The sequence below is a fragment of the Simonsiella muelleri ATCC 29453 genome, from assembly GCF_002951835.1.
Classification (GTDB): Bacteria; Pseudomonadota; Gammaproteobacteria; order Burkholderiales; family Neisseriaceae; genus Simonsiella; species Simonsiella muelleri.
This window is the reverse complement of record NZ_CP019448.1, coordinates 1,563,297-1,589,612: the sequence shown is the minus strand read 5'-3', so window position 1 is coordinate 1,589,612 and position 26,316 is coordinate 1,563,297. Positions and strand designations below refer to the sequence as shown.

Here is a 26,316-nt window from a genome sequence, read left to right as displayed (position 1 = left end):
AACGCTTTCGGCTAAAATAAGATTTTTTAAAATCATGGAAATAAAGGTTCTATCATGCTTACTGGCAGCCTTGTCGCTCTGATTACCCCCATGCACGCAGATGGCAGCGTGAATTTTGAACAATTAAATCAACTCATTGACTGGCACATTGCCAATGGCACACACGGCATTGTGGCAGTCGGCACAACTGGCGAATCAGCCACTTTATCAGTAGATGAACATTTGGCGGTGATTGCTGCCACCGTCAAACACGTCAATAAACGCGTCCCTGTCATTGCTGGAACAGGCGCGAATAATACCCATGAAGCCGTTGCGTTATCACACGCCGCCAAAGACGCAGGCGCAGATTACACTTTATCGGTTGTCCCCTATTACAACAAACCATCTCAAGAAGGCATTTATCAACACTTCAAAACCATTACACAAGAAGTTGATATTCCGATGATTATTTACAACGTACCAGGGCGAACCGTTGTGAATATGAGCAACGAAACCATTTTGCGTTTGGCACAATTACCTCATATCGTCGGCGTAAAAGAAGCCAGTGGCGATGTGGCCCGCGCATTATCATTGTTTAAAGATGTGCCTGAAAATTTTGCGGTTTATTCGGGTGATGATCCCACGAGTTTGCCATTTATGTTGTGCGGTGGACATGGCGTCATTACAGTCGCCGCCAACGTTGCTCCCAAAGTATTCGCCCAAATGTGTGAACACGCGCTCGCTGGCAATATCGCCGAAGCCAAAAAATTTAATAATCAACTCATCCCTATTTATAATGTGATGTTCTGTGAACCCAGTCCCGCGCCCGCTAAATTTGCATTGGCGCAATTGAGTTTGTGTGCCGAACACGTCCGCTTGCCCATCACAACGTTAACCGATAATGGCAAAACCAAAGTTCAGGCTGCCTTAAAAGCAGCGCAATTAATTTAATTTATTTCATGATTTTTTAGGCTGCTATCGTGGAGTTATTCCTCAAAGGCAGCCTGAAAAAAACATCAAATGGGAAAATAATCATAATGAAAAATCAATTAAAAATCATTACATTAATGCTTACTGCAACCACATTAGCAGCGTGTAGTACGTCAGACAAAAACAAGCTAGATTATCAAAGTGCCAACAATAAAGTCCGCAGCCTAGAAATTCCCCCTGATTTGCGCGACCCACGTCAAGGCGATTTGTACACCTTGCCAACAGGCGTGAAAGCCGACCCAAATGCACTTAAATCCAATCCAGCCGCCGCCACGCGCAGTAGCCAAGTGCTAACACCCGTCAAAAATGCCCAAATTCAACGCAGTGGCACACAACGTTGGCTGCACATTGACGACAAAGACAATACCGAATTATGGGCATTGTTACGCGCATTCTGGCAAGAAAACGGCTTCACCCTTGAAAGCGAAGAACCACAAGCAGGCATCATGGAAACCGACTGGGCAGAAAATCGCGCCAAATTACCCAATCAAGGGGTGCGCAAATTATTTGATAAAGTGGGTTTAGGGGGCGTTTACACCACCAGTGAGCGCGATAAATTCATGATTCGCATGGAATTAAACAATAAAGGCGGCTACGACATTTTCTTTACCCATAAAGGTTTGGAAGAAGTGTATGACAGCAAAAAAGAAGACCGTACCGCTTGGCAACCGCGCGCCAATGACCCCAATTTAGAAGCCGCATTCTTATCACGTTTTATGCAATATTTGGGCGTGGACGAAGCCACCGCACAACAACAAACGCGTACCCAAAACGACCAACAAACAGGCTCACAATTTGCCAAACTGGAAAATAACAGTGTTTTGGTATACGGTGAAGCCGAACGCAATGTCAATCGCATTGGTTCAGCACTTGACCGCGTGGGTTTGATAGTACAGAATTTTGTTTCTGAACGTGGAATGTTTGTCGTGCGCCCTGCCCCCAAAACCAGCGATGTGCTGAAACAAGCTAACCAAAAAACAGGTATTTTGGACAAAATGTTCGGTAAGAAAAAAGAAACCGAATCCACCGACACCAGTGCGCCACAAATGTTTGTCGCTTTGGAACAGGTATCAAATGGACAACGCATTCATTTACTTGACCAATTTGGTAAACCTTATCAAGGTGCAGATGCCAATAAATTGTTAAACAACCTTTATTTACAATTACGCTAATTTGATGTTCAGGCTGCCTGAAATAGCAAACAAGTTTTAGTTTTTACGCTATGTATCGGGATTTCAGGTCGCCTTTTTTTATGTTGCACGCCCATTTTTATGTCAAACAAAAAAACTTTTTTAATTTTAACCATGTTGTTTTCATTGCTATTTATTGCTTTAATTGCATTAGGCAGTCATTGGTTATCGCTCAAAACGCAGCCTGAAAAACAATTTGGCATCGCAGCATTTTTATTTGCATTTGCGGCAGCGTTTGGACAAATTGGCTGTTTGGCGATGTATATTCGGCACGTGGCGCGTGAAAAAGTAGCACAGCAATTGACTCAACAAAATAAATTAAAAAATATCAAATAATTAACTGAAAAATCTCATGCTAAATCAAATCGTACTCGCCAGCAACAACGCAGGCAAATTACGCGAATTCTCTGCCCTATTCGCCACGCAACACATTGAAATCTTGCCACAATCCGCATTCAACGTCCCCGAATGCTCCGAACCACATTGCACCTTTCTAGAAAACGCATTAGCCAAAGCCCGACATGCCAGTCAAATCAGCGGTTTACCTGCATTGGCAGATGATAGCGGTATTTGCGTCAATGCACTCGGTGGCGCACCAGGTGTGTTGTCTGCCCGATTCGCAGGCGACAGCCCCAAATCCGATGCCGCCAATAACGCCAAATTATCTGCTAAATTGGCTGATTTTTCTGATAAATCATGTTACTACGTTTGTGTTTTGGTGTTGGTTCGCCACCCAAACGACCCACAACCGATTGTCGCCGAAGGCATTTGGCGTGGCACATGGCAGCTTGAAGCGGCTGGTACATACGGCTTCGGTTACGACCCACATTTTTATTTGCCAAAACAAGGGTGTACCGCAGCAGAGTTATCGCCAGACATAAAAAATCAAATTAGCCACCGCGCTTTGGCGTTGCAAGAATTGTTGCATAAAATTCAGGCAGCCTGAAACCTAGAAAAGCCATTTCTGTACGATTGTACCAAATGGCTTTTGTTGAATTAATTAACCACGATAAATCTCCATGTGCTCACGTTCATCAGTCAGCATAAGCAATGGATTAATTTGATAATTTTCAATTGCTTCTAATAATTCAGCGCGTGTTTTCAACAGCAAACGCTTTTCTTTTTCAATGAAACCCATTTCGTTATCCACCTGCATCAATGTCAGAACAAATCCTTCTAAATCAATATTATAAATCGCATCAAAAATAAATTGCGCGTCAGGTGAAGAACCATGAATCAAATTTGCCTGCAAATACGCATTCATGTTTTTCAAATTTGGCTCTTGGTTAGGCAATATGGATTGAATACGCCAAGTCATGTTTGTCTCCTTGTATATTTAAATTTTCTGTAAACAAAATAAATAAGTACGCTCTTTTTGGCGTGCAAATGAAAGGGCGTCATGCTGCCCAATCGCTTTACTGTGGCGTGGTGCGGTTTCCCATTGTGCGGCAATTTTCCAGCCAAACTGTGCGAACCACGTTTGTAGGCTGCCTGAATCACGCAAACCCAAATGCTCTGCCAAATCCGACATAATCAACCACAATTCGCCATTTTCTGCTAAAAAATTACCAGATTCTGCTAAAATATGTTTTAGCATAGTATGATTAGGGTCATATAATGCAGTTTCTATGGCAGATGTGGGTTTTGCTGGCAACCATGGCGGATTACAAACAATCAAATTCGCCAAACCCGATGGAAAATAATCTTGTTGTAAAACATCAATTTGTAAATCAAAACCCAATCGCGCTACATTGGCATGCGCACATTGTACGGCGCGTGGATTATTATCAGTAGCCAAAATTTTACAAACGCCACGTTGTGCCAATAAAATCGCCAAAATCCCACTGCCTGTACCAATATCAAACGCTAATTGGCAATTTTCAGGCAATTTGGCTTGTAAAATCAAATCTAAATACTCACCACGCAACGGAGAAAAAACCCCAAACGGTACATGAATTTTCGCATCATTCAATGCAGCAATAACCACGCCCTTTTTATGCCATTCATGTGCACCAATAAATCCAAGCAATTGATTAAATGGCAATAAAAATCTTTCCGAATTATATTCGCCATACACATCCAACAAGGCAGCCTGAACATCTGGAGCCCGTGGCAAATTCAACACAAAATGCGCATCAATTTCAATCAATAACATATTGATTTCACGGCTTTGTTGTGATTGCGCCAAACGATATTTATGAAACGCATCAGCTGGATTATCAGCGGATTTAGCGGGTTTGCGAATCCGCTTTTTGATGGCATCAAGCAATTGTTTGCCTTGATAAAAATCGCCACGCCAAACGGTTGCGGTATGTTGTTTGGCAGCCTGAAGCACGGCATCGGCAGAAATTTGCTTGGTTTCAGCTAATTTTCGCGGTGGTTTTTGCTGGCTTTCATTACGATATTCAATGGCTTGGTCGTGCAAAATCAACGTGTGCATGGCTTGAGTACCCCCTGAAAATGGTTGCTTATTGTAATACCAATGGCACAAACATCAAAGTTTTCAGGCTGCCTGACAACTGTCCCTACCCCATCATTGCGCAAAAATAACCGCCGAACCATCCAAACCATGCAACGAAATCTACAAAAATGATGTAAATTAGTGTAAGATTGCGCGTTCAAATTGTTTAGCAGCAAGCGCAGGCACAACCCACGTTTGCACCGAAACGCAGACGTTTCACACAAAACGCAGCACGTTTCAGGCAGCCTGAACCTTCCCATTTTCAATCAATTCCCAAAGGAAAAACAATGCAAGTTTATTACGATAAAGATGCTGATTTGTCTCTGATTAAAGGTAAAACCGTTGCCATTATCGGTTACGGTTCACAAGGACACGCGCACGCCGCTAACTTGAAAGATTCCGGTGTGAATGTGGTCATTGGCTTGCGTCAAGGCGCATCTTGGAATAAAGCGGTTGCTGCTGGTTTTGAAACGTTGTCTGTGGCTGATGCAACCAAAAAAGCCGATGTGGTAATGATTTTGTTGCCTGATGAAAATCAACCTGTTGTTTATAAAAATGAAATTGCGCCAAATTTGAAAGAAGGTGCTGCATTGGCATTCGCGCACGGTTTCAACATTCATTACAACCAAATCGTGCCACCTAAAAATGTGGACGTGATTATGATTGCACCCAAAGGTCCTGGTCATACCGTTCGCAGCGAATTTTTGAAAGGCGGTGGCGTGCCATCATTAATTGCGGTTTACCAAGATTTCACAGGCAAAGCCAAAGAAATCGCGTTGTCTTACGCGTCAGCCAATGGCGGCACCAAAGGGGGCGTGATTGAAACCAACTTCCGTGAAGAAACCGAAACCGACTTGTTCGGTGAACAAGCTGTATTATGCGGTGGTGTGGTTGAGTTGATTAAAACCGGCTTTGAAACTTTGACTGAAGCTGGCTACGCACCTGAAATGGCTTATTTTGAATGCTTGCACGAAATGAAATTAATTGTTGATTTGATTTACGAAGGCGGCATTGCCAACATGAACTACTCCATTTCCAATAACGCAGAATACGGCGAATACGTTACAGGCGTGGAAGTGATTAACGACCAATCTCGTGAAGCAATGCGCAATGCCTTGAAACGCATTCAAACTGGCGAATACGCCAAAATGTTTATTCAAGAAGGCGCAGTCAACTACGCATCTATGACTGCTCGTCGTCGTTTAACCGCCGATCACCAAATTGAAAAAGTAGGTGCGCAATTGCGTTCTATGATGCCTTGGATTGCCAAAAATAAACTGGTAGACCAAGATAAAAACTAATTTTAATCTGCTTTAATTTGTTTTGATGAACAGGCTGCCTGAAAATATCCATGTATTTCAGGTAGCCTTTTTGATTCTTTAGGAAATAATCATGAATAAAACCAGAGTATTAACAGGTGTTACCACCACAGGCATTCCACACTTGGGCAATTATGTGGGTGCAATCCGCCCTGCTATTCGCGCCGCTGCACAGGAAAATGTAGAATCGTATTTATTTTTAGCCAATTATCATGGCATCATCAAATGCCATCAACCTGAAATGATTGAAGAATCCACTAAAGCCGTTGCAGCGACTTGGTTGGCGTGTGGCTTGGACACTGAGCGTACGGTGTTTTATCGTCAATCGGATATTCCTGAAATTTTGGAGTTAAATTGGATTTTGACGTGCATTACCACCAAAGGTTTGATGAACCGCGCCCACGCTTACAAAGCCGCCGTAGATAAGAATATTACTGAAAACCAAGATGCTGATTTTGATATTGAAATGGGCTTATACAGCTACCCTATTTTAATGACTGCGGATATTATTATGTTCAACGCGCATCATGTGCCTGTCGGACGCGATCAAATCCAACACGTTGAAATGGCAAGAGATATTGCTCAACGATTCAATCATCGTTTTGGCAAAGACATTTTCAGGCTGCCTGAAGTCGTGATTGATGAAAATGTGGAATTATTGGTGGGTTTGGACGGGCGTAAAATGTCCAAATCATATGGCAACACGATTGAATTATTTTTAACGCCCAAACAACGCCAAAAAGCCGTCAATAAAATTCTCACCAATTTAAAAGAACCTGGTGAACCCAAATTCAAAGATGAAAGCCCATTATTTGAGATTTATCAAGCATTTGCTACACCAGCCGAATACGCTGAATTTGAAAGCAACCTCAAAAATGGCATGGCTTGGGGCGAAGCAAAAAAAGTGCTTGCCGCAAAAATTGGCGAAGAATTAGAACCACTTACAGATAAATATAATGAGTTAATTGCCCATCCTACACAAATTGAAGAAATTCTACAGGCTGGTGCAGCGAAAGCGCGTGTGGAAGCACGTGAGCGTTTGGCGCAAGTAAAAGATGCAATTGGCATCAAATCGTTGGCATAAAAATTTCAGGCTGCCTTGATTCTAATTTTAAGGCAGCCTGAAAAAATGCAATTAGAAATTCACAATTTATTCAATACAATACCATTATGTCAAATGCTTACACTCAACTTATTCACGCACTGAAAATCCTGCCCAATGTCGGTAACAAAACCGCCCAACGCATGGCGCATACTTTGTTACACACCAATCGAGACGGTGCAGCGCAATTGTCCCAAGCTATTGAAAATGCACTTAAACAAATTCATAATTGCCAACTTTGCCACGATTTTTGCGAAGGCGAACTGTGCGCCATTTGTGCAAATCCGCAACGCGATGCCAGTCGCTTGATGATTGTGCAAATGCCAGCTGACATTGCCGCTATGGAGGCCGCACGTTGTCATGATGGTTTGTATTTTGTGCTGATGGGGCAAGTCAACCCCTCACAGGAAATGGATTTGCGCAGCATCGCGCTAGAACAATTGATTGCGCGGCTTTCAGGCAGCTCAGTTGAAGAAATCATCATCGCCACTGCCCACACTGCCGAAGGCGATGCCACTGCTTATATTTTAGCGGAATTATTTAAAAATCAACATTATAAAATCAGTCGATTGGCACGTGGTATGCCGTTGGGAAGTGAACTGGAATATGTGGACGCTGGTACATTAGCGCAGGCGGTATACGATCGTAATTTATTGAAATAATATATTAAAAATGGGACAAAATCACGTAATAGATTTTGCCCCATTTTTTATTGATTTTCGGAATCTTCGTGTAATGCTTTTTCCAATTCGTACCATGTGATATTTTCTGGAAATTCAGGACGATAGAATCGATTCATGGTCGGCGAAATGCCTTCCCAATTATTGCGATCATAAACGCCCTCTGGCAACTCATTGCGAATCAAAACCACGGTCAATTCTTTTTCCACATCAAACGACAAATAATAAAATGCCGCTAAATTCAGCCGATGTAAAGTATGAGAAAAATGTCCCGCCGCTTCGCATAATTCTTCTTGAACCAATGATGCAATCTGCCTATATTTCATAGAAAAAGTGTGAACATCAAAACCGTGCTGTGGCATTTGATCGTCTTCACTCAAGCCATTTTCACGCAAAATCAAGGTAATGATGCGGCGATTTGTCCCCGACACCAGCAAATGCTTGTGTAAGCGGACACGCTTTTTATCTTCACTGATGGATTTATCTTTAATTAAATTAGAATATTGCGACAAAGGCATAGTGTACATATAAAAAGTATTCATGAATCCGTCCTAGTAACACATTTTCAAGCCACTTATCCAAAATAGGCAGCCTGAAGAATAAGCAAATGAATAAATTCAGAACCTGTATTCACAGCCAAGCGCGATGTCTTTTTGACGTTGGCTATGAACACAGGTTCTAAGCTTTTTTCACAGCAGAAATTTTGATTTCTACTTTCCACTCGGGTTTGGCTAAACTCGCCTGAACACAAGCACGCGCTGGTGTGTTTTGCGTATCCACCCAAGCGTCCCAAGCCACGTTCATGCCATCATAATCCGCCAAATTCGGTAAAAAAATCGTGGCTTCCAAAATATGCGATTTATCTGAGCCACATTGCGCCAACCAATAATCAATCTGTTTTAAAACATCGGTCGTTTGCGCGGTAATGTTACCAGATGTGTCTTCTGGCACGATGCCTGACAAAAACACAAAACCATTCACGCAAACGGCTTCGGACAAACGGGCATTGCTACCAAATCGTTGAATATTTGTCATATTATTTTCCTAAATTTAATGAAAAATCGCACTTCAGGCAGCCTAAAACGTTTCAAAACGCTTTTCAGGCTGCCTGAAAATACCATCTAATAAATTTTATAGTCGTTTAAAATAAGAACAAGGTAACCGTCTTGTACAATCCAGTACATAAGGGAGCGAACAACGCAGTAATATTTTTAATTTTAAATGACTAAATAATAAATTAAATCAAATTACAATGAGTAATACATTTCAAATTCCAATGGGTGGGGTGCCATTTGCATACGGCGCACGTCTTCTTCTTTGAATGCAATGTATGAATCAATCCAATCTTTGCTGAACACGCCGCCACGAGTCAAGAATTCGTAATCAGCTTTCAACGCGTTCAACGCCTCTTCCAAAGACGCACAAACGGTTGGTACTTGCGCATCTTCTTCAGGGGGCAAATCATACAAATTTTTGGTCGCAGGATCGCCTGGGTGAATTTTATTTTGAATGCCGTCCAAGCCTGCCATCAACAATGCCGCAAATGCCAAATAAGGGTTAGCGGTTGGGTCTGGGAAACGTGCTTCAATACGAACGGCTTTCGGGCTGGTAACCGCAGGAATACGGATAGACGCAGAACGGTTTTTCGCAGAATATGCCAATTTCACAGGTGCTTCAAAATGAGGCACAAGGCGTTTGTATGAGTTAGTTGAAGGATTGGTAATTGCGTTCAAGGCTTTGGCGTGTTTGATGATACCGCCGATGTAGTACAATGCGATTTCAGACAAACCAGCGTAACCATCGCCAGAGAATAAGTTTTTGCCATCTTTCCAAATAGATTGGTGGACGTGCATACCAGAGCCGTTGTCGCCCATCAAGGGTTTGGGCATGAATGTTGCGGTTTTGCCGAAGTTGTGGGCGGTATTCCACACCACATATTTTAAATCTTGCGTCCAGTCGGCACGTTTAACCAATGTGGCAAATTTTGTACCGATTTCCATTTGAGAACCTGTTGCCACTTCACCGTGATGCACTTCCACAGGAATGCCAATCTCTTCCAAAATACGAACCATAGCAGAACGCAAATCTTGACCAGCGTCCACAGGCGCAACGGGTGCGTAACCACCTTTTACGGTTGAGCGGTGTCCAGTATTTTGACCATCAAAATCCAAGCCACTAGCCCAAGCACCTGTTTCAGAAGTGATTTTGAAACTGGATTTTTCCATATGGGTTTCAAATTGCACGCCATCAAATACGAAGAATTCAGGTTCTGGACCAAAGAATGCGGTATCGCCGATACCCGATGATTTCAAGTAAGCTTCAGCACGTTTAGCAATTGAGCGTGGGTCGCGATCATAGCCTTTGCCGTCGGCTGGGTCAATCACATCACAAGTCAAAACGACGGTTGCATCATCATAAAATGGGTCAATAAATGCAGTTGTTGCATCGGGACGCAATTGCATATCCGATGCTTGAATGCCTTTCCAACCACCGATTGATGAGCCATCAAATGCTTGACCATTTTCAAACCACTCTTCTGGGTCTTCCAAAACCACACGAGCTGGAATCGTGAAGTGATGTTGTTTGCCTTTGGTGTCGGTAAAGCGCAAATCAACAAAGCGGACATCATTGTCTTCAATCATTTTTACAACGTCTTTGATAGACATGGTTATACTCCTAAAAAGGGAAGTTGTGTAGAGAAAGGTGCAGTTTTGTGATGGATGAGATTGTGCCACAAGCAAGCAGATTTATTCAATAGGATTTTGTGCATTTCTGTAATTTTTCTACGATTAAATTCATTTCAAATCAAATTTTTGTAATTTTATTACTAAAATTTATGTTCCAAATTCGTTTATCAGGGCTTTAGCATGAATAAGCGATAGAAAATTACATTAACAACATCATAAAAACAACTAAACTGGCATTATATTTTTGAATATAAAAATAATTTAGCGATTTTATTCGCTTGCCTAAAAATTTATTCAGGCAACCTGAAAAAATTGTAATGCAATTACATTAAAAAACGTGAAAATCAATTAATTAATTGTGAAATTAAAAAATGATTAATTTTTTTTGACATTTTCTTACAAAACGTGTATTTTGGGTAAGAATTGTCGCTGTAGTCTTGTACTACAATTATGTATTTTACTGATTATATTGGTTTTAATAATAAAATACATAAAAATCTAATTATTTAAAAAAATATTTTTGTAGCTAAATTACTCAATTACTTCCTTTCAGGCTGCCTGAAAAGATGTTTGTTTCAATAAACCACTACTTTGGAAGTTTTTATATGACCAAGCTCTATGACCGCTCTTTGGAAAAGGACAACTGCGGCTTTGGCTTAATCGCCAATATTGACGGCGTGCAAAGCCATAAAGTCGTTCGTAACGCGATTTTGGGTTTATCGCGAATGCAACACCGTGGCGCAATTTTGTCAGACGGCAAAACTGGCGATGGCTGCGGTTTGTCTATTCAAATGCCCGAAAGTTTTTTCCGTGCCATTGCCCAAGAACAAGGCATTTCATTGGCGCAAAATTTTGCAGTGGGGCAAATTTTCTTGCCAACCGACGAAACATTGGCTGCCGATTACATCAAAATCATCAACGAAGAATTAACGCGCGAAACTTTGGGTGTGGCAGCTTGGCGCGATGTCCCAACCAATCCTAATGTATTAGGCGAAATCGCATTAGCAGATATGCCTTTGATTAAGCAAGTTTTTGTGAATGCACCCAATGGCTGGCGTGGCGTGGATTTGCAACGCCGTTTGTTTGTGGCACGTCGTCGCATTGAAAAACGCATTGACCACGACGATTTTTATATCTGCTCATTATCCAATCAAACCATCATCTATAAAGGCTTGTGTATGCCCAAAGATTTGCCTAAATTCTATTTGGATTTGGGCGATTTGCGTATGCAATCGGCTATTTGCTTGTTTCATCAACGTTTTTCAACAAATACCATGCCACGTTGGAAATTGGCGCAACCATTCCGCTACTTGGCACACAATGGCGAAATCAACACAATTTCAGGCAATCGCGCTTGGGCAAGAGCGCGTGCTCACAAATATTACACGCCACTGATTCCCGATTTGCAAACAGCTGCGCCTTTTGTTAATGAAACGGGTTCAGATTCCAGCTCAATGGATAATATGTTGGAAGTATTGGTGTGTGGCGGTATGGATTTATTCCGCGCCATGCGCTTGCTTGTGCCACCCGCATGGCAGCAAAATCCTGATATGAATGATAACTTACGCGCATTCTACGATTTCAATTCCATGCACATGGAACCTTGGGACGGGCCTGCAGGGATTGTGTTGTCAGACGGCCGTTATGCCGCTTGCAATTTGGATAGAAACGGTTTACGTCCAGCGCGTTTTGTGATTACACAAGACCGTTTAATTACCATTGCATCTGAAGTCGGCATTTGGGATTATGCCCCCGATGAAGTCGTGGAAAAAGGACGGGTTGGGCCTGGCGAATTACTCGTGATTGACACGCAAAACGGTAAGTTATTGCATTCACATGAAATTGATAATGAATTGCAAGCGCGACACCCTTATCGCCAATGGCTGGATAAACACGTTATGCCGCTTGTGCCATTTGAACAGCTGCCCGACAGCGAAGTAGGTGAAGCGTCTATGGACGAAGGCAGCCTGAAAATCTATCAAAAACAATTCTTGTACGATTTAGAAGAATTGGAAAGCACATTGCGTGTGGCGGGCGATGACGGTTATGAAGCCGTTGGTTCAATGGGCGATGACGCACCATTTGCGGTACTGTCCGAACGCCATCGCGTGATTTACGACTATTTCCGCCAATTCTTCGCACAAGTAACCAATCCGCCGATTGACCCATTGCGCGAAGCTCATGTGATGAGTTTGAGTACCAGCATTGGGCGAGAAATGAGCGTGTTCTTTGAAGCAGAAGGCATGAGTAGCCGCGTAAATTTTAAATCGCCTGTGTTATTGTATTCAGATATGCAGCAAATTTTAAGGCTGCCTGAAACCGATTACCAACACGCGATTTTAGATGCCACTTACAATCCAGATGAACAAACATTAAAACAAGCAGTTGAAAACTTGTGTGAATCTGCTGAACAAGCAGTTCACAATGGCGCGGTTTTATTGATTATTTCAGACAAAAACATTGCAAAAAATCGCCAACCAATCCCCATGCCGTTTGCTGTGGGTGCGGTACAAAATCGCTTAGTAAACGCAAAATTGCGTTGCGATACCAATATCATCGTGGAAACCGCCGAAGCGCGTAATCCACACCATTTTGCGGTATTAATTGGTTTGGGTGCGACTGCCGTTTATCCATATTTGGCGTATGAGAGTTTGGCGAATATGGTCAAAGTGGGCGCGATTCAAAAACCGATGCGCGTGGTCATGCAAAATTTCCGTAACAGCATTAACAAAGGCTTGTACAAAATCATGTCCAAAATGGGCATTTCGTGCGTGTCTTCGTACCGTTGTGCGCGATTATTTGAAAATGTCGGTTTAGGTAGAGAAATCAGCGAATTATGTTTCCCTGAAATGACCAGTCGCGTAGCAGGTGCAACGTTTGCCGATTTGGACGAAAAAATCACGCAAACACGCCAAAATGCTTGGCGTAACAGCGTGGGTTTAAGTGCAGGCGGTTATTTGAAATTCAAACCACAAGGCGAATACCACGCCTATAATCCCGATGTGGTAAACAGCATTCAGGCAGCCTGCAACTCTGGCGATTACAACAAATACAAAATTTATCGTGATTTTGTCAATAATCGTCCTGTGATGTCCATTCGCGATATGTTCCGCTTGAAAACCGAACAATGTCAGCCGATTGAATTGGACAAAGTTGAGCAGCCTGAAAACTTGTACAAACGCTTTGACAGCGCGGCGATGTCTATTGGCGCGTTGAGTCCAGAAGCACACGAAAGTTTGGCCATTGCCATGAACCGTTTGGGTGGTTTTTCCAATTCGGGCGAAGGCGGCGAAGACCCAATTCGTTACAACACAGAAAAAGTATCGCGTATTAAACAAGTGGCATCTGGGCGTTTTGGTGTTACTGCCGCGTATTTGATGAGCGCAGACGTGATTCAAATTAAGGTAGCACAAGGTGCCAAACCAGGCGAAGGCGGTCAATTGCCTGGCGACAAAGTTACGCCATATATCGCACAATTACGTTATGCCGTTCCTGGTTCAACGCTGATTTCCCCACCACCACACCACGATATTTATTCAATTGAAGATTTGGCGCAATTGATTTTTGACTTAAAACAAATCAACCCAAATGCCTTGATTTCCGTGAAATTAGTGAGTTTGCCAGGTGTTGGAACCATCGCGACAGGCGTGGCAAAAGCGTATGCCGATTTAATTACGATTTCGGGTTATGACGGCGGTACAGGTGCAAGCCCATTAACCAGCGTGAAATATGCAGGCAGCCCTTGGGAATTGGGTTTAGCCGAAGCGCAACAAGCATTAGTAGAAAATAATTTGCGCCACAAAGTTCGCTTACAAGTGGACGGCGGTTTAAAAACAGGTTTGGACGTGGTGAAAGCCGCCATTTTGGGGGCGGAAAGCTTTGGTTTTGGTACAGGGCCGATGGTGTCATTGGGTTGTCGCTACTTGCGTATTTGCCACTTAAACAACTGCGCAACAGGTATCGCCACTCAAGACGATACGTTACGCGACAAACATTTCCATGGTACAGCCGAAAAAGCCATGAATTACTTCAAATTCATCGCGCAAGATGTACGCGAAATCATGGCAAGTTTGGGCGTGGAAAAATTAACCGATTTGATTGGACGCACCGATTTATTGGAAATCATTGAAGGCAAAACGGCACAACAACGCAGTTTGGATTTGAGCAAATTACTGTATTCGCCCAAAATCCCAGCAGGCAGCGCACCGTATAACACACAACGCAACGATCCATTTGACCAAGGCTTATTAAATCAAGCCATCATCAACGAAATGCAGGCTGCCTTTGATGCAGGCGACAGCCATGAAGCATCGTTTGACATCAGCAATTTGGATCGCTCGGTGGGTGCAACGCTTTCAGGCAGCATTGCCAAATTACACGGCAACACAGGCAAACGCGGACAAGAATTTACCGTGAATTTAAATGGTACAGCTGGACAAAGTTTGGGGGTTTGGTTGGCAGGTGGCATCACCTTGAATTTGACAGGCGATGCGAATGACTATGTCGGCAAAGGCATGGGCGGCGGCACAATCATCATCAAACCACACAATGGCGTGGCATTCCAATCGCACAAAGCCACAATTGCAGGTAATACTTGTTTGTATGGCGCAACAGGTGGCGAATTGTTCGCGGCTGGACGTGCTGGTGAACGTTTTGCAGTACGCAATTCAGGCGCAACGGCTGTGGTGGAAGGCATTGGCGACAACGGTTGCGAATACATGACAGGTGGCGTAGTTACCGTATTGGGCAAAACAGGCATCAACTTCGGTGCTGGTATGACAGGCGGATTTGCCTACATTTTGGATACAGACGGCAAATTCCAAAAACGCATTAATGGCGAAATGGTAGAAGGTTTATCCATCAATGATTTACCTCAACACCAAGAGCATTTGCGTGGTTTGATTGCACGACACGTTGAATTAACTCACAGCCACATTGGCGAAGAAATTTTGGCAGATTGGGAACAATATGTTACTAAATTCGTGTTGGTCAAACCCAAAGCCAATGACGTGAACGCACTTTTGGGACACAAACGCCGCAGCGTGGTGGAATTGCGCCAAGTAACTGCTTAATTTTACTGTGAATAAAATGTGCAATTTGTTTCAGGCAGCCTGAAAACCAAAAAACAAATAAATTCAAGGAACAAACCATGTCCAAAGAAAATATTTATCAATTTATTGATTTACCGCGTACCGACCCACAGAAAATCCCATTGGCGGCGCGTAAAAAAGAATTCGTAGAAATTTATCAAGCTTTTACCGATACACAAGCGCAATCACAAGCCGACCGTTGTTTGGGTTGTGGTAATCCGTATTGTCAAAACAAATGTCCGTTGCACAATAATATTCCGAACTGGCTGCGTTTGGCGCACGAAGGTCGCATCATTGAGGCGGCGGAATTGGCGCACACCACCAACACGCTGCCTGAAGTGTGTGGACGCGTTTGCCCACAAGACCGCCTGTGTGAAGGCGATTGCACATTGAACGCGGAATTTGGCGCGGTAACCATTGGCAATATTGAAAAATACATTACCGAAGAAGCATTTAAATTGGGCTGGAAACCCAGCGTCAAAGGTGTACCCAAAGCCAATAAAAAAGTAGCAGTAATTGGTGCAGGGCCAGCGGGTTTGGGTTGTGCAGATATTTTAATTCGCAATGGCGTGGATGTCGTCGTGTATGAACGCCAACAAGAAATTGGTGGTTTGCTGACATTCGGCATTCCAGCGTTTAAATTAGAAAAAGCGGTAATGCGTCGCCGCCGGGAATTATTCAGCGAAATGGGCGTGGCATTTGAATTGGGCGTAGAAATTGGCAAAGACATTCAACTAAATGATTTGGTAAATCAATATGATGCGGTATTTTTGGGCGTAGGCACATACAAAGGCATGACGGCAAATATTCCCAATGAAAATGCGGCTGGTGTGTATTCTGCGTTGCCATTTTTGATTGGCAATACGCAAAATTTGTTGAATTTGGACGCTCCTGAATACGTCAGCATGGCTGGCAAACGCGTAGTGGTGTTGGGTGGTGGCGATACGGCAATGGATTGCGTTCGCACATCGGTTCGCCAAGGCGCAAGCGAAGTAACTTGCGTGTATCGTCGCGATGCTGCCAATATGCCAGGCAGCAAAAAAGAATATACAAACGCCAAAGAAGAAGGCGTAGAATTTGAATTTAATGCACAACCCATTGAAATTGAAGCTGAACCCATTTCAATTGAAACCAACCAAAACGGTCAAACCACAGGCATCAAAATCATTCGCACGCAAATGGGCGAACCCGATGCCAACGGTCGCCGTCAAGCCGTCATGATTGAAAGCAGTGAAGAAGTTTTACCTTGCGATGCGGTCATTGTCGCGTTTGGTTTTGCACCACACGAGATGCCTTGGCTTGCAGATGCAAACGTGGTAACCGACAATCGCGGCCGCATTGCTCGCGCAGGCAGCCTGAAACAGCAAACGTCTAATCCCAAAATATTTGCAGGTGGCGACATCACACGCGGTTCGGATTTGGTGGTAACCGCGATTGTAGAAGGACGCACGGCCGCTGAAAGCATTTTAGAATATTTGGGTGTGTAAAAATTGACTTGCTTTAAATTTCAGGCTGCCTGAAAAGTATTTTAACCAATCTAATCAAGGAATAATGATGAATACCATTCAAACTGAAAAACGCATGAACGTAGAAAGTTTCAATTTAGACCACACCAAAGTCAAGGCACCCTATGTGCGTTTAGCATGCGTTACCGACGGCGACCACGGCGACAAAATTTACAAATATGATTTGCGTGTTTGCCAACCAAATCAAGACCATATGGAAATGCCTGCACTGCACTCATTGGAACATTTAATGGCAGAATTGTCGCGCAATCATTCCGACAAAATCATTGACATCAGCCCAATGGGTTGCCAAACAGGTTTTTACATCGCCTTGCTGAATTTACCCGAATACAATGACGCATTGAATTTAATTGAAAAAACGTTGCAAGATGTATTAACCGCCACAGAAGTCCCCGCGTGTAATGTGGTGCAATGTGGCTGGGCAGCAAGCCACAGTTTGACGGGCGCGCAAAAAATCGCGCAATATCTGTTGGATAAACGAAATGAATGGACAACCATTTTTGCGTAATCCATTTTGCAGGCAGCCTGAAAATAGAACGTACCGTCATTTTATGGTGTGTTGGCTAAGTGGATTGCTGCCTGCGCGAGCATGACAATATTTTGAGATAGCACACTTTTTCAGGACACCACCAATTATTTCAATTGATTCAGGAAACAATCATGACCATCAAACCCCAAATTATTGGCATCATCGGCGCAATGGAAAAAGAAATTGAATTACTCCAACAATCCATGACCAATATCCAATCACATCAATTCGGTCAATTATCGGTTTATTCAGGAGAATTAGATGGAAAATCGGTTGCTTTGTGTTTGAGTGGCATTGGCAAAGTGAATGCAGCCATCGCCACCACCATTTTAATTGAACATTTTGCCACCGATTGCATCATTAACACAGGCAGCGCAGGCGGTTTGGGAACAGAGTTACACATTGGCGATGCCGTCATTGGCACACAAGTGGCGCATCATGATGTTAATGTAACCGCGTTTGGCTACACACATGGGCAAGTCCCACAAATGGCAGCACGTTTTAACAGTCATGTGGATTTGGTTCGCGCCGCTGAATTAGCTGCCCCCAACGCGGGTTTGCGTGTTTATCGTGGCTTGGTGGCAAGTGGAGACCAATTCATTCACAGCGAATCGGACCGCCAACTGATTCGCCAACATTTTCCCGACATTGTAGCGGTAGAAATGGAAGCAGCAGCCATCGCACAAACTTGCGTGGTATTGAACAAGCCTTTTGTGATTATTCGCGCCATTTCGGATACTGCCGACAGCAGCGCGGCAATCAGCTTTGACGAGTTTTTGCAAACAGCGGCGGCACATTCAGCACAATTGGTACGCGGTTTAATACAAAATATTTAATATTCTGCTATTTTCAGGCTGCCTGAAACCTTGAGCAACACCCAAATTTAAAGGCAATAACCATTCAGGTTCTAAGAATGGTTAATTGTCCCTAATGGTTTCTTTCTGAAATTTAAACTTCTGTTTGAGAATGGAAAACAGTTCATAATGAACAAACCATTCACCATTGTCCAATAATAATGCACCACGTTCCACTGTAAAATCAACAAACTGCCCACTTAATTCATCGGTTTCGCGAATAAATAAACGTGGACTATTTAACCAATCCGCAGTAGGCAGCTTGTCGGAAAACTGCCTCACTTTCTGATTATGCAAATTTAAATCTTGGGATTCACACGCACACGTTTTCGCTAAAGCCACAGGACAAGGCGCAGATTTGGGTAATGTGTACGGCAAAACCCCCAACCAAGTCGGACAAATTTCATGCGTAGTTGCCCATTCTTGCACAGCTTTTTTAGCGGCTTTCGGGTAAATGAACACGCCAGTAGGCGGCGCAGTATAAAAGCCATTTTTCAAAAGCGTTACTTTGGCTTTCAGGCAGCCTTGTTGTTCATAAAATTCAATGGTGTGCCGTCCACTTGCGCCCAATTGCTGTTCAAATTCTCGTGCCAAACGCGCAAAAGTCGCTATATTATGCAACATACCAACCGTTGGATAAAACGCCAATTTATTGATTTCATTTGATAATGAAATATGACTCAATAACCAAGCGATGGTCTCCCGATACGCATTTTCACAAATTAACAATTCCACACGTTGCGCCAAATGAATCGCGACCACACCAAAATCATCAGAAAATTCAAGTAAATCATGATGAATATTTTCAGGTATATTTGTTGGTAAAACAGGTGGTTGTATCAAAGATAGCGCAATTTTTTGCCACCTGTCGGCATTATCCAGCAAAGCAGCCTGCAAAAAATCCGCCAATATCGCCACATCAGCCCACGCCCGATGACGCTTACCATCAGACGTAAGACCAAATCGGTTGGCAACAGCATCTAAATTATGTTTATGCTCATTCGGATACAGTGTGCGCGACAATTTGACAGTACACAAAGTTGGCGTAGCAAACGGCACGCCAGCACGACGAAATTCATTTCGTAGTAACGTGTAATCAAAACGACTGTTGTGCGCCACCAGCAAGCTACCGCGCAGCATGGGCAAAATATGCGGGATGACATCAGCAAACGTTGGGGCATTTGCCACCATTTCATTACTGATGCCCGTAAGTTGCGTGACGAACTCGGAAATTTCTTTTTGTGGATTAACCAGTTGTGTGAAACGTTCTACATTTTGCCCATCAAAACGCAAAAAGGCAATTTCTGTAATGCGGTCATGCATAAAATGTCCGCCTGTGGCTTCCAAATCCAAAATCACCACAGGCAGTCTGAAAAAAGCCAATTGTTTTGCTAAAAAAGCATCATTGTGTTGCATGATTAAAAATTATTTTATTTGAAAAATAAATATATTATACAATTAAAAAATCAATTCCGCTAATCAGTATTGACATAAAATATCGCATTCTCTATAATCCGAATCTTTCAAGGCAAGCACCCGTAGCTCAGTTGGATAGAGTATTTGGCTACGAACCAAAGGGTCGGGCGTTCGAATCGCTCCGGGTGCGCCATCATAGAGAAAGTGCATATACGCGCCCATCGTCTAGCGGTTAGGACATCGCCCTTTCACGGCGGTAACCGGGGTTCGATTCCCCGTGGGCGTGCCACATTTTGAAACCACTCTTATAATAAAGGAGTGGTTTTTTTGTTTTTATCTGTAACATGTCTCGGTTTTTTTTCATTTGTTTTGCAAAGGTTTCAGGCTGCCTGAAAAAATTTCAGATTTAAATATGATACAATACGCCCCGAAAATTTTTTCATCTTTATATTTTGTCAATATCATGGACGACCTTCCCAGTATATTGTTTTTCATACACAAATAATCTTGCCTAAACCGCTTGCGATTAGGCAGGCGGAGCATGGCATGGATTCTCTACTCATCAGTGAAAATAGCGAACAACGTATTTCTTACGACATTGACCAAATTCACGAGTTAGCAACTCAATTGCTACCTTTCAGCAAAGACATTCAACACGATAATACACATTTGCCCGAACCACGAATTAATGCACAATTGCAAATGTTGGTCGGTATCTTGCACGAATTGCACCCAGCCGATGTCGCAGACATATTGGAAAATCTCCCCCCAAAAGAACGCGCTTTAGTGTGGCAAATTGCAACTCCCGAAGAGGACGGCGAAGTTTTATTGGAAGTGTCCGAATCCGTTCGCGAAAATTTGATAGAACACATGGACGAACAAGAGTTAATCGCTGCGTTGGAAGATTTGGACGCAGACGAATTAGCTGATTTAGCCGATAGCTTGCCACCACAAGTACTCGCCGAAGCCACCAAAGACTGGGATGATGAAGAGCGCGCCCAAGTGCGAACCGCGCAATCTTATGCGGATAATCAAGTAGGTGCAGTCATGGATTTTGAGATGGTTCGTGTACGTGCTGATGTGTCATGTGAAGTGGTGCTTCGTTATTTGCGCCGTTTTGATGAATTACCCAATCATACGGATAAAATTTTTGTGGTTGATGACCATGATATTTTGCAAGGTGTGTTGCCAATTCGCAAATTGTTGATTTCTGACCCAGAAGAATTGGTAGTGAATGCGATGGCAACCGAAATTGTGGTTTTTCGTGCCGAAGATGACACCGAAGAAGCCGCATCTGCATTTGAACGCTACGATTTGGTTACCGCTCCTGTGGTAGATGCCGATAAAAAACTCATTGGGCGTTTAACGGTTGATGAGATGATGGACGTGATTCGTGAAGAAAGTGAAGCGGATATGTTGAATATGGCGGGTTTGCAAGACGATGAAGATTTATTTGCACCCGTGTGGCGTTCTGTAAAAAACCGTTGGTTTTGGTTGGCGGTGAATTTGGGGACGGCGTTTGTTTCCAGTCGGGTGATTGGGGCGTTTGAGCATTCTATTGCGCAAATTGTGGCGTTGGCGGCGTTGATGCCGATTGTGGCGGGGATTGGTGGTAATTCTGGCAACCAGACCATCACGATGATTGTTCGGGCGTTGTCCAGCAGCAACATTTCCAATTCTCAGGCGTTGGCATTATTGAAAAAAGAGATAGGTGTGGCTTTGGTAAATGGTTTGGTCTGGGGGGGCGTAATGGGACTGTTGTCGTGTGTGTTGTATCATAGTGTGGGGATTGGTTTGGTGATGGTGGCGGCGATGACATTAAATTTATTGTTTGCGGCGATTTTGGGTGTGCTTATTCCGATTGGCATGGAGAAAATGGGCAAAGACCCAGCGTTGGGAAGTTCGGTGCTGATTACCGCATTTACAGATTCTGGAGGATTTCTGATTTTCCTAGGTTTGGCGACTATGTTTTTGTTGAAATAAAAAAGACAGCATCGGTTAATTAATAAAAATATGGTGTTTCCTGTATTCGCAGCCAATCAAATGAGACAAAAATATGGGACAAAAATCCATTTCACGTTGACTATGAATACAAGTTCTTAGTTTTGCCAAGTTTTTAACTTCGCATGGTGAAATATTGAATTTTCATCACGATTCAGAACAGGCTTTGCTTAAAGATTGGGAACGCATTTGGCGCAAAACTTGCGGTTGTAAAATGCGAATGTGTTTGTGTTCAACCGACACAATGCCATCATGATGCAAACGCGACAACGTTCGACTAACCGTTTCCAATTTCAAACCCAAATAGCTGCCAATTTCTTCCCGCGACATGCGCAACACAAAATCATTGGCAGCAAAACCACGCGCCGCCAAACGTTGCGACAAATTGATTAAAAAAGTGGACAACCGTTCTTCTGCATTCATGTTACCCAACATCATCATGACATTTTGGTCACGGATAATTTCGCGACTCATTAAGCGAAAAAAATGCAAATTCAAACTCGGAATGAATTGCGCTAATTCGTCCAAACGATTAAATGGTAATTCACACACTTCACTGTCTTCCAACGCCACCGCATTATTTGTGTAAGCATGATTATCAATGCCGTCCATACCCAACAATTCGCCCGACATAAAAAAACCCGTAACCTGATCGCGCCCGTCTGATAAACTAACCAGTGTTTTAAAAAAACCTGTCCTAATGGCATAAATTGATTGGAAATTTTCGCCAGAATGGTACAAATAATCACCTTTTCTCAAACGGCGACTTTGTTTAATCACACCATCTAATTTTTCAAAATCAACGGATTGTAATCCAACAGGTAAACATAATTCCTTGAGTGAACAGGAGGCGCATTGAGTTTTGATGCGTCGCGATGTGTGTGGCATAATTTCACTTTCAAATTTCAAAATGAATCAATTAACGGTTGCGGTTTTTGAATAATATAGAAAATTGTTTTGATTTTAGTCAAAGCAACCTTAAAAATTATAGATGTATTTTAACAAAATTTATCTCAAACGTGGTAATAACTAACCCCATAATTATTTATTTCATTCCAATCATAAAGTCTTATATCCATGAAAACCATTACCCTTCATCCACAAAATCACACACTCTTTGAATTTGACCGCGAACTCATTTCCAGCCTACCCAATCAAGGTCCGCGCTACACCTCCTATCCAACCGCCGACCGTTTTCACGATGGTTTCAGGCAGCCTGAATACATTAAGACATTGGATAATGTGTTAAATGCTAATGAAAAACCTGTTTCTTTATATATTCATATTCCGTTTTGTAATGTGATTTGCTACTACTGCGGCTGCAATAAAGTCATCACAAAAGACACCAGCAAAGCAGATGAGTATCTGAATTATTTAGAAAAAGAAATGGCATTACTCAAACCACATTTACATGGCAAACACCAACTTGCCCAATTGCATTTTGGCGGTGGTACGCCCACATTTTTAAGTGATGAACAATTAGAACGCGTATTCAAGATGATTCGCGAACATTTTGAATTACTGCCCAATGGCGAATATTCCATTGAAATTGACCCACGCAAAGTCAGTCGCGAAAGCGTATTTAAATTGGCGAAACTCGGATTCAATCGCATGAGTGTTGGGATTCAGGATTTTGACCCCAAAGTTCAGGCTGCCGTCAATCGCATTCAAACCATTGAAGAAACACAGAATGTAATCGAAGCAGCGCGTGAAGCAGGATTCAAATCCATCAGCGTAGATTTGATTTATGGCTTGCCACATCAATCGGTTCAAAGCATCAAACCGACTTTGGACACTGTTTTGACCGCGCTGAACCCAGACCGCATCGCGCTGTATCATTATGCGCATTTGCCGCATATCTTCAAACCGCAACGCCGCATCGACACCAACGCGGTGCCATCCAGCGAAGAAAAATTAGATATTTTGCAATACGCAGTACATTTATTGGACGAAAAAGACTATGTTTTCATTGGCATGGATCATTTTGCCAAACCCGAAGATGAATTGGCGATTGCATTACATGAAGGTCGTTTGCAGCGTAATTTTCAGGGTTATTCCACTTATGCTGATTGTGATTTGGTGGCAATTGGCGTAAGCAGCATTGGTAAAATCGGTAACACTTACAGCCAAAATCAACGTCTGTTGGACGATTATTACGCCGATTTAGACGCAAATAAATTGCCAGTGATGCGCGGTTTTATCTTGAATGAAGATGACGTGTTGCGCCGTCAAATTATTCAAGATTTGATGTGTCGTTTTGAATTAGAATTATCGGATTATGGTATTGATTTTGTAAATTATTTTTCTGAAGAATTACCCGACTTGGACAATATGGCAAAACTGGGCTTGATTGAGTGGAATGCGGTTTCAGGCAGCCTGAAAGTTACGCCCAAAGGTCGTTTTTTGATTCGCAATATTGCCATGATTTTTGACTACTATTTACGCCACAAAGAAACCAAAGCCAAATATTCGCAAACCGTCTAATTCATTCATTTATTCTAAATATTCTAAGAACCTGTATTCATAGCAAACGTGAAATGGATTTTTGTCCCAGTTGGTGCGAATGTCAGGCGTGAAAGTCAACGCAGCAGACGTGCTAAATGGGGCAAACAGACATTGCGCTTGGCTATAAATACAGGTTCTAAGACCTTTGCAAAGCCTTTTGATATATTTAAATGGGGATTTGCAAAGGTTTCAGGCTGCCTGAATTTTCAGTATAAAATATCAATGATTTTGTCTATAATCATGGACTAATTTATTTTTGGATTTGATTTTTTATGCTCACTTATCTTCCCAAAAATCAGCAATCTACTGATTCAACGCAAAAATATCCTTGGTTATTGATGTTATTGGTATTTGTGTGGTTGTGGCCAGGTATTTTTTCCCACGATTTATGGAAACCACAAGAACCGCACTTGTATCAAGTCATTGACGAAACAACATCTTATTTTTTCCCAACTTTGTTAGGTGATGCGTATTTTCAGGCTGCCCCGATTTACATTTGGACGGCACAATGGACGCGTTATTTGCTATCGCCTTGGGCAACTGATGTTTATTCAGCTGCTCGTTTTGCAACTGTTATTTTTACTGCATTGGGTTTAACAGCAACGGGCATGGCGGCTTATCGTTTATTGGGAAAATCGTATGGGCATAGCGTGGTTTTGATGTTGATTGGCTCGGCGGGATTGCTGGGCATGGGGCATTTTTTGAGTAGTATGTCGGTGGCATTTGCTGGTGTGGGATTGGCGTTGTGGGGATTAGCGGTGGCGGAACGTCAAGTGGTTTTTGCGGCGTTTTTATTGACAATTGGCATATTATTTTTATCACAATCAGTCGGTTGGCTATTTTCAGGCTGCCTATTATGCGTGGCATGGCTGCTGAGTTTGACTCAGCAATGGCGCAGCGTTCGTTATTTTTCGGTGTTATTGGCAACTATGGCGATGGTTATTCCATTGATTGGATTGCAAATTTTGGTAATGACAAAAATAAATCCTGTTGCCACACAACATTATTGGCATTTATATGTATTTGGTGCGTATGGTGGCGTCGGCAATCTACACGCAAATTGGAACATATTGTATTATTTATATCATTTTTTATGGTTTGGTTTTCCAGCGTATCCATTAGCAATTTGGACACTGTGGCGTGGTCGTCGTCATCATTGGTGGCAAACGCGTTGGGGCGTGTTGTGTGTAGCGTGGGTGGTGATTTTTTTGGCACTATTGGCGGTAAACCCACAAAGCTATCAAGATAATTTAATTGTGATTTTACCTGCAGTGGCAATTTTTGGAGCGGCACAATTAGATAATTTGCGGCGTGGTGTCGCGGCATTTTTAAATTGGTTTGGGATTATGCTGTTTGGGTTGATGGCGGCATTTTTGTGGGTGGGATTTGTGGCAATGAACTATGGTTTCCCCGCAAAATTAGCCGAACGCGCAGTGTATTTCAGCCCATTTTATACGCGTGATATTAACATCATGCCAATGGTGGTAGCCATTTTGTTTACGCCTGCATGGATTTTCGCCATTACACGCAAACGCATTCGCGGACGGCAAGCCGTGAATAACTGGGCATCAGGCATGACGTTGGTATGGGCGTTGTTGCTGACGTTGTTTTTACCTTGGCTGGACGCAGCGAAAAGTTACCGCCCAGTGGTGCAGCAAATGGAAGCGAAATTGCCTGATGCGTCGACAACCGATTGCGTGTATATTGCGCCGCAACATACAGTGGCACGTTTGGCGTGGCGTGAATACAGTTTCGTGAAGACGGTTTCAGATGAATCGGGTAAACGCTGTTTGTATGAATTGATTCAATATCAACAAGATGCAGATTTACACAACATCAATCCGCAAAACATCATTTGGCAAGGCAAACGCCCGCGTCAAAAAATGGAAATGTTTGCATTGGTTAAACATTCATAAAAACTTGCTAATCAATAAGTTGAGCCATTCTACGCAAACATAAAACCCAAATTTAAAGGATTTTTTGGGAG

The 26,316-nt window shown here is 42.8% G+C and carries 21 protein-coding genes and 2 tRNA genes; 16 read left to right on the top strand and 7 right to left on the bottom strand.

Annotation, left to right across the window (positions count from 1 at the left end; translation table 11 throughout):
• Positions 1–54: 54 nt before the first annotated feature.
• From dapA to rdgB, 4 genes are all read left to right on the top strand, one after another.
• The gene (gene dapA, locus BWP33_RS07900) at positions 55–930 is read left to right on the top strand and encodes a 4-hydroxy-tetrahydrodipicolinate synthase (RefSeq protein WP_002642092.1); all 876 of its coding nucleotides are present in this window, start codon (positions 55–57) and stop codon (positions 928–930) included.
• 86 nt (positions 931–1,016) lie between these two features.
• Positions 1,017–2,141 carry an outer membrane protein assembly factor BamC gene (gene bamC, locus BWP33_RS07895; protein ID WP_040629048.1) on the top strand — a complete coding sequence of 375 codons (1,125 nt, stop codon included), beginning with the start codon at positions 1,017–1,019 and terminating at the stop codon, positions 2,139–2,141.
• A 99-nt stretch (positions 2,142–2,240) separates the two neighbouring features.
• Positions 2,241–2,495, top strand: coding sequence for an NGO_0222 family membrane protein (locus BWP33_RS07890; RefSeq protein ID WP_002642090.1), 255 nt, complete (start codon positions 2,241–2,243; stop codon positions 2,493–2,495).
• Positions 2,496–2,511: 16 nt separating this feature from the next.
• Positions 2,512–3,105: an RdgB/HAM1 family non-canonical purine NTP pyrophosphatase gene (gene rdgB / locus BWP33_RS07885; RefSeq protein WP_002642089.1), complete on the top strand. Its 594-nt coding sequence runs from the start codon at positions 2,512–2,514 to the stop codon at positions 3,103–3,105.
• 54 nt (positions 3,106–3,159) lie between these two features.
• Here rdgB and BWP33_RS07880 read toward each other — a convergent pair whose 3' ends face one another.
• Both BWP33_RS07880 and BWP33_RS07875 read right to left on the bottom strand, forming a co-directional pair.
• On the bottom strand, positions 3,160–3,477 hold the full coding sequence (locus BWP33_RS07880; protein WP_002642088.1) for a hypothetical protein: 318 nt from the start codon (positions 3,475–3,477) through the stop codon (positions 3,160–3,162).
• Between the two features lie 18 nt (positions 3,478–3,495).
• On the bottom strand, positions 3,496–4,599 hold the full coding sequence (locus tag BWP33_RS07875; protein ID WP_002642087.1) for a methyltransferase: 1,104 nt from the start codon (positions 4,597–4,599) through the stop codon (positions 3,496–3,498).
• Between the two features lie 308 nt (positions 4,600–4,907).
• On the opposite strand from BWP33_RS07875, the gene ilvC reads away from it, so the two are divergent.
• From ilvC to recR, 3 genes are all read left to right on the top strand, one after another.
• Complete coding sequence (gene ilvC / locus BWP33_RS07870; RefSeq protein WP_002642086.1) at positions 4,908–5,921, top strand: ketol-acid reductoisomerase; 1,014 nt, start codon at positions 4,908–4,910, stop codon at positions 5,919–5,921.
• A gap of 91 nt (positions 5,922–6,012) precedes the next feature.
• Positions 6,013–7,023 carry a tryptophan--tRNA ligase gene (gene trpS, locus BWP33_RS07865; protein WP_002642085.1) on the top strand — a complete coding sequence of 337 codons (1,011 nt, stop codon included), beginning with the start codon at positions 6,013–6,015 and terminating at the stop codon, positions 7,021–7,023.
• A gap of 86 nt (positions 7,024–7,109) precedes the next feature.
• Positions 7,110–7,703 carry a recombination mediator RecR gene (recR, locus tag BWP33_RS07860; protein WP_002642084.1) on the top strand — a complete coding sequence of 198 codons (594 nt, stop codon included), beginning with the start codon at positions 7,110–7,112 and terminating at the stop codon, positions 7,701–7,703.
• Between the two features lie 47 nt (positions 7,704–7,750).
• Here recR and BWP33_RS07855 read toward each other — a convergent pair whose 3' ends face one another.
• From BWP33_RS07855 to glnA, 3 genes are all read right to left on the bottom strand, one after another.
• Complete coding sequence (locus BWP33_RS07855) at positions 7,751–8,263, bottom strand: hypothetical protein (protein ID WP_002642083.1); 513 nt, start codon at positions 8,261–8,263, stop codon at positions 7,751–7,753.
• Positions 8,264–8,399: 136 nt separating this feature from the next.
• Positions 8,400–8,756, bottom strand: a complete 357-nt coding sequence (locus BWP33_RS07850) for a RidA family protein (RefSeq protein ID WP_002642082.1) — start codon at positions 8,754–8,756, stop codon at positions 8,400–8,402.
• 212 nt (positions 8,757–8,968) lie between these two features.
• On the bottom strand, positions 8,969–10,387 hold the full coding sequence (gene glnA, locus BWP33_RS07845; RefSeq protein WP_002642081.1) for a type I glutamate--ammonia ligase: 1,419 nt from the start codon (positions 10,385–10,387) through the stop codon (positions 8,969–8,971).
• Between the two features lie 626 nt (positions 10,388–11,013).
• Here glnA and gltB point away from each other — a divergent pair.
• The 4 genes from gltB to BWP33_RS07825 all read left to right on the top strand — a co-directional run bounded on the left by gltB (position 11,014) and on the right by BWP33_RS07825 (position 18,389).
• Positions 11,014–15,480 carry a glutamate synthase large subunit gene (gene gltB, locus BWP33_RS07840; RefSeq protein WP_002642080.1) on the top strand — a complete coding sequence of 1,489 codons (4,467 nt, stop codon included), beginning with the start codon at positions 11,014–11,016 and terminating at the stop codon, positions 15,478–15,480.
• Positions 15,481–15,557: 77 nt separating this feature from the next.
• The gene (locus BWP33_RS07835) at positions 15,558–16,985 is read left to right on the top strand and encodes an FAD-dependent oxidoreductase (RefSeq protein ID WP_002642079.1); all 1,428 of its coding nucleotides are present in this window, start codon (positions 15,558–15,560) and stop codon (positions 16,983–16,985) included.
• A 67-nt stretch (positions 16,986–17,052) separates the two neighbouring features.
• Positions 17,053–17,532: an S-ribosylhomocysteine lyase gene (locus tag BWP33_RS07830; protein ID WP_002642078.1), complete on the top strand. Its 480-nt coding sequence runs from the start codon at positions 17,053–17,055 to the stop codon at positions 17,530–17,532.
• A 158-nt stretch (positions 17,533–17,690) separates the two neighbouring features.
• Positions 17,691–18,389, top strand: a complete 699-nt coding sequence (locus tag BWP33_RS07825; RefSeq protein WP_398408265.1) for a 5'-methylthioadenosine/adenosylhomocysteine nucleosidase — start codon at positions 17,691–17,693, stop codon at positions 18,387–18,389.
• A gap of 81 nt (positions 18,390–18,470) precedes the next feature.
• Here BWP33_RS07825 and BWP33_RS07820 read toward each other — a convergent pair whose 3' ends face one another.
• A complete protein-coding gene (locus tag BWP33_RS07820) occupies positions 18,471–19,823 on the bottom strand; it encodes a 3'-5' exonuclease (protein WP_002642076.1) in 1,353 nt (450 codons plus the stop codon).
• A gap of 116 nt (positions 19,824–19,939) precedes the next feature.
• Here BWP33_RS07820 and BWP33_RS07815 point away from each other — a divergent pair.
• From BWP33_RS07815 to mgtE, 3 genes are all read left to right on the top strand, one after another.
• Positions 19,940–20,016 (top strand) — tRNA-Arg (locus BWP33_RS07815).
• A 21-nt stretch (positions 20,017–20,037) separates the two neighbouring features.
• Positions 20,038–20,112, top strand: a tRNA-Glu gene (locus BWP33_RS07810).
• A 257-nt stretch (positions 20,113–20,369) separates the two neighbouring features.
• The gene (mgtE, locus tag BWP33_RS07805; RefSeq protein ID WP_002642075.1) at positions 20,370–21,806 is read left to right on the top strand and encodes a magnesium transporter; all 1,437 of its coding nucleotides are present in this window, start codon (positions 20,370–20,372) and stop codon (positions 21,804–21,806) included.
• Positions 21,807–21,971: 165 nt separating this feature from the next.
• On the opposite strand, the gene fnr is transcribed toward mgtE, so the two are convergent.
• Positions 21,972–22,712 (bottom strand): fumarate/nitrate reduction transcriptional regulator Fnr, encoded by a 741-nt coding sequence (gene fnr / locus BWP33_RS07800; RefSeq protein WP_002642074.1) that lies wholly within the window; start codon positions 22,710–22,712, stop codon positions 21,972–21,974.
• Between the two features lie 189 nt (positions 22,713–22,901).
• Between fnr and hemN the strand changes: the two genes are divergently transcribed.
• On the top strand, positions 22,902–24,308 hold the full coding sequence (gene hemN / locus BWP33_RS07795; RefSeq protein ID WP_002642073.1) for an oxygen-independent coproporphyrinogen III oxidase: 1,407 nt from the start codon (positions 22,902–22,904) through the stop codon (positions 24,306–24,308).
• Positions 24,309–24,601: 293 nt separating this feature from the next.
• A complete protein-coding gene (locus BWP33_RS07790) occupies positions 24,602–26,245 on the top strand; it encodes an ArnT family glycosyltransferase (RefSeq protein ID WP_002642072.1) in 1,644 nt (547 codons plus the stop codon).
• Positions 26,246–26,316: the final 71 nt, after the last annotated feature.

Excerpts from the sequence above, each read along its gene's own strand:
- dapA (WP_002642092.1), top strand. The coding sequence starts at position 55 with ATGCTTACTGGCAGCCTTGTCGCTCTGATTACCCCCATGCACGCAGAT.
- bamC (WP_040629048.1), top strand. The coding sequence starts at position 1,017 with ATGAAAAATCAATTAAAAATCATTACATTAATGCTTACTGCAACCACA.
- BWP33_RS07890 (WP_002642090.1), top strand. The coding sequence starts at position 2,241 with ATGTCAAACAAAAAAACTTTTTTAATTTTAACCATGTTGTTTTCATTG.
- rdgB (WP_002642089.1), top strand. The coding sequence starts at position 2,512 with ATGCTAAATCAAATCGTACTCGCCAGCAACAACGCAGGCAAATTACGC.
- BWP33_RS07880 (WP_002642088.1), bottom strand. The coding sequence starts at position 3,477 with ATGACTTGGCGTATTCAATCCATATTGCCTAACCAAGAGCCAAATTTG.
- BWP33_RS07875 (WP_002642087.1), bottom strand. The coding sequence starts at position 4,599 with ATGCACACGTTGATTTTGCACGACCAAGCCATTGAATATCGTAATGAA.
- ilvC (WP_002642086.1), top strand. The coding sequence starts at position 4,908 with ATGCAAGTTTATTACGATAAAGATGCTGATTTGTCTCTGATTAAAGGT.
- trpS (WP_002642085.1), top strand. The coding sequence starts at position 6,013 with ATGAATAAAACCAGAGTATTAACAGGTGTTACCACCACAGGCATTCCA.
- recR (WP_002642084.1), top strand. The coding sequence starts at position 7,110 with ATGTCAAATGCTTACACTCAACTTATTCACGCACTGAAAATCCTGCCC.
- BWP33_RS07855 (WP_002642083.1), bottom strand. The coding sequence starts at position 8,263 with ATGAATACTTTTTATATGTACACTATGCCTTTGTCGCAATATTCTAAT.
- BWP33_RS07850 (WP_002642082.1), bottom strand. The coding sequence starts at position 8,756 with ATGACAAATATTCAACGATTTGGTAGCAATGCCCGTTTGTCCGAAGCC.
- glnA (WP_002642081.1), bottom strand. The coding sequence starts at position 10,387 with ATGTCTATCAAAGACGTTGTAAAAATGATTGAAGACAATGATGTCCGC.
- gltB (WP_002642080.1), top strand. The coding sequence starts at position 11,014 with ATGACCAAGCTCTATGACCGCTCTTTGGAAAAGGACAACTGCGGCTTT.
- BWP33_RS07835 (WP_002642079.1), top strand. The coding sequence starts at position 15,558 with ATGTCCAAAGAAAATATTTATCAATTTATTGATTTACCGCGTACCGAC.
- BWP33_RS07830 (WP_002642078.1), top strand. The coding sequence starts at position 17,053 with ATGAATACCATTCAAACTGAAAAACGCATGAACGTAGAAAGTTTCAAT.
- BWP33_RS07820 (WP_002642076.1), bottom strand. The coding sequence starts at position 19,823 with ATGCAACACAATGATGCTTTTTTAGCAAAACAATTGGCTTTTTTCAGA.
- mgtE (WP_002642075.1), top strand. The coding sequence starts at position 20,370 with ATGGATTCTCTACTCATCAGTGAAAATAGCGAACAACGTATTTCTTAC.
- fnr (WP_002642074.1), bottom strand. The coding sequence starts at position 22,712 with ATGCCACACACATCGCGACGCATCAAAACTCAATGCGCCTCCTGTTCA.
- hemN (WP_002642073.1), top strand. The coding sequence starts at position 22,902 with ATGAAAACCATTACCCTTCATCCACAAAATCACACACTCTTTGAATTT.
- BWP33_RS07790 (WP_002642072.1), top strand. The coding sequence starts at position 24,602 with ATGCTCACTTATCTTCCCAAAAATCAGCAATCTACTGATTCAACGCAA.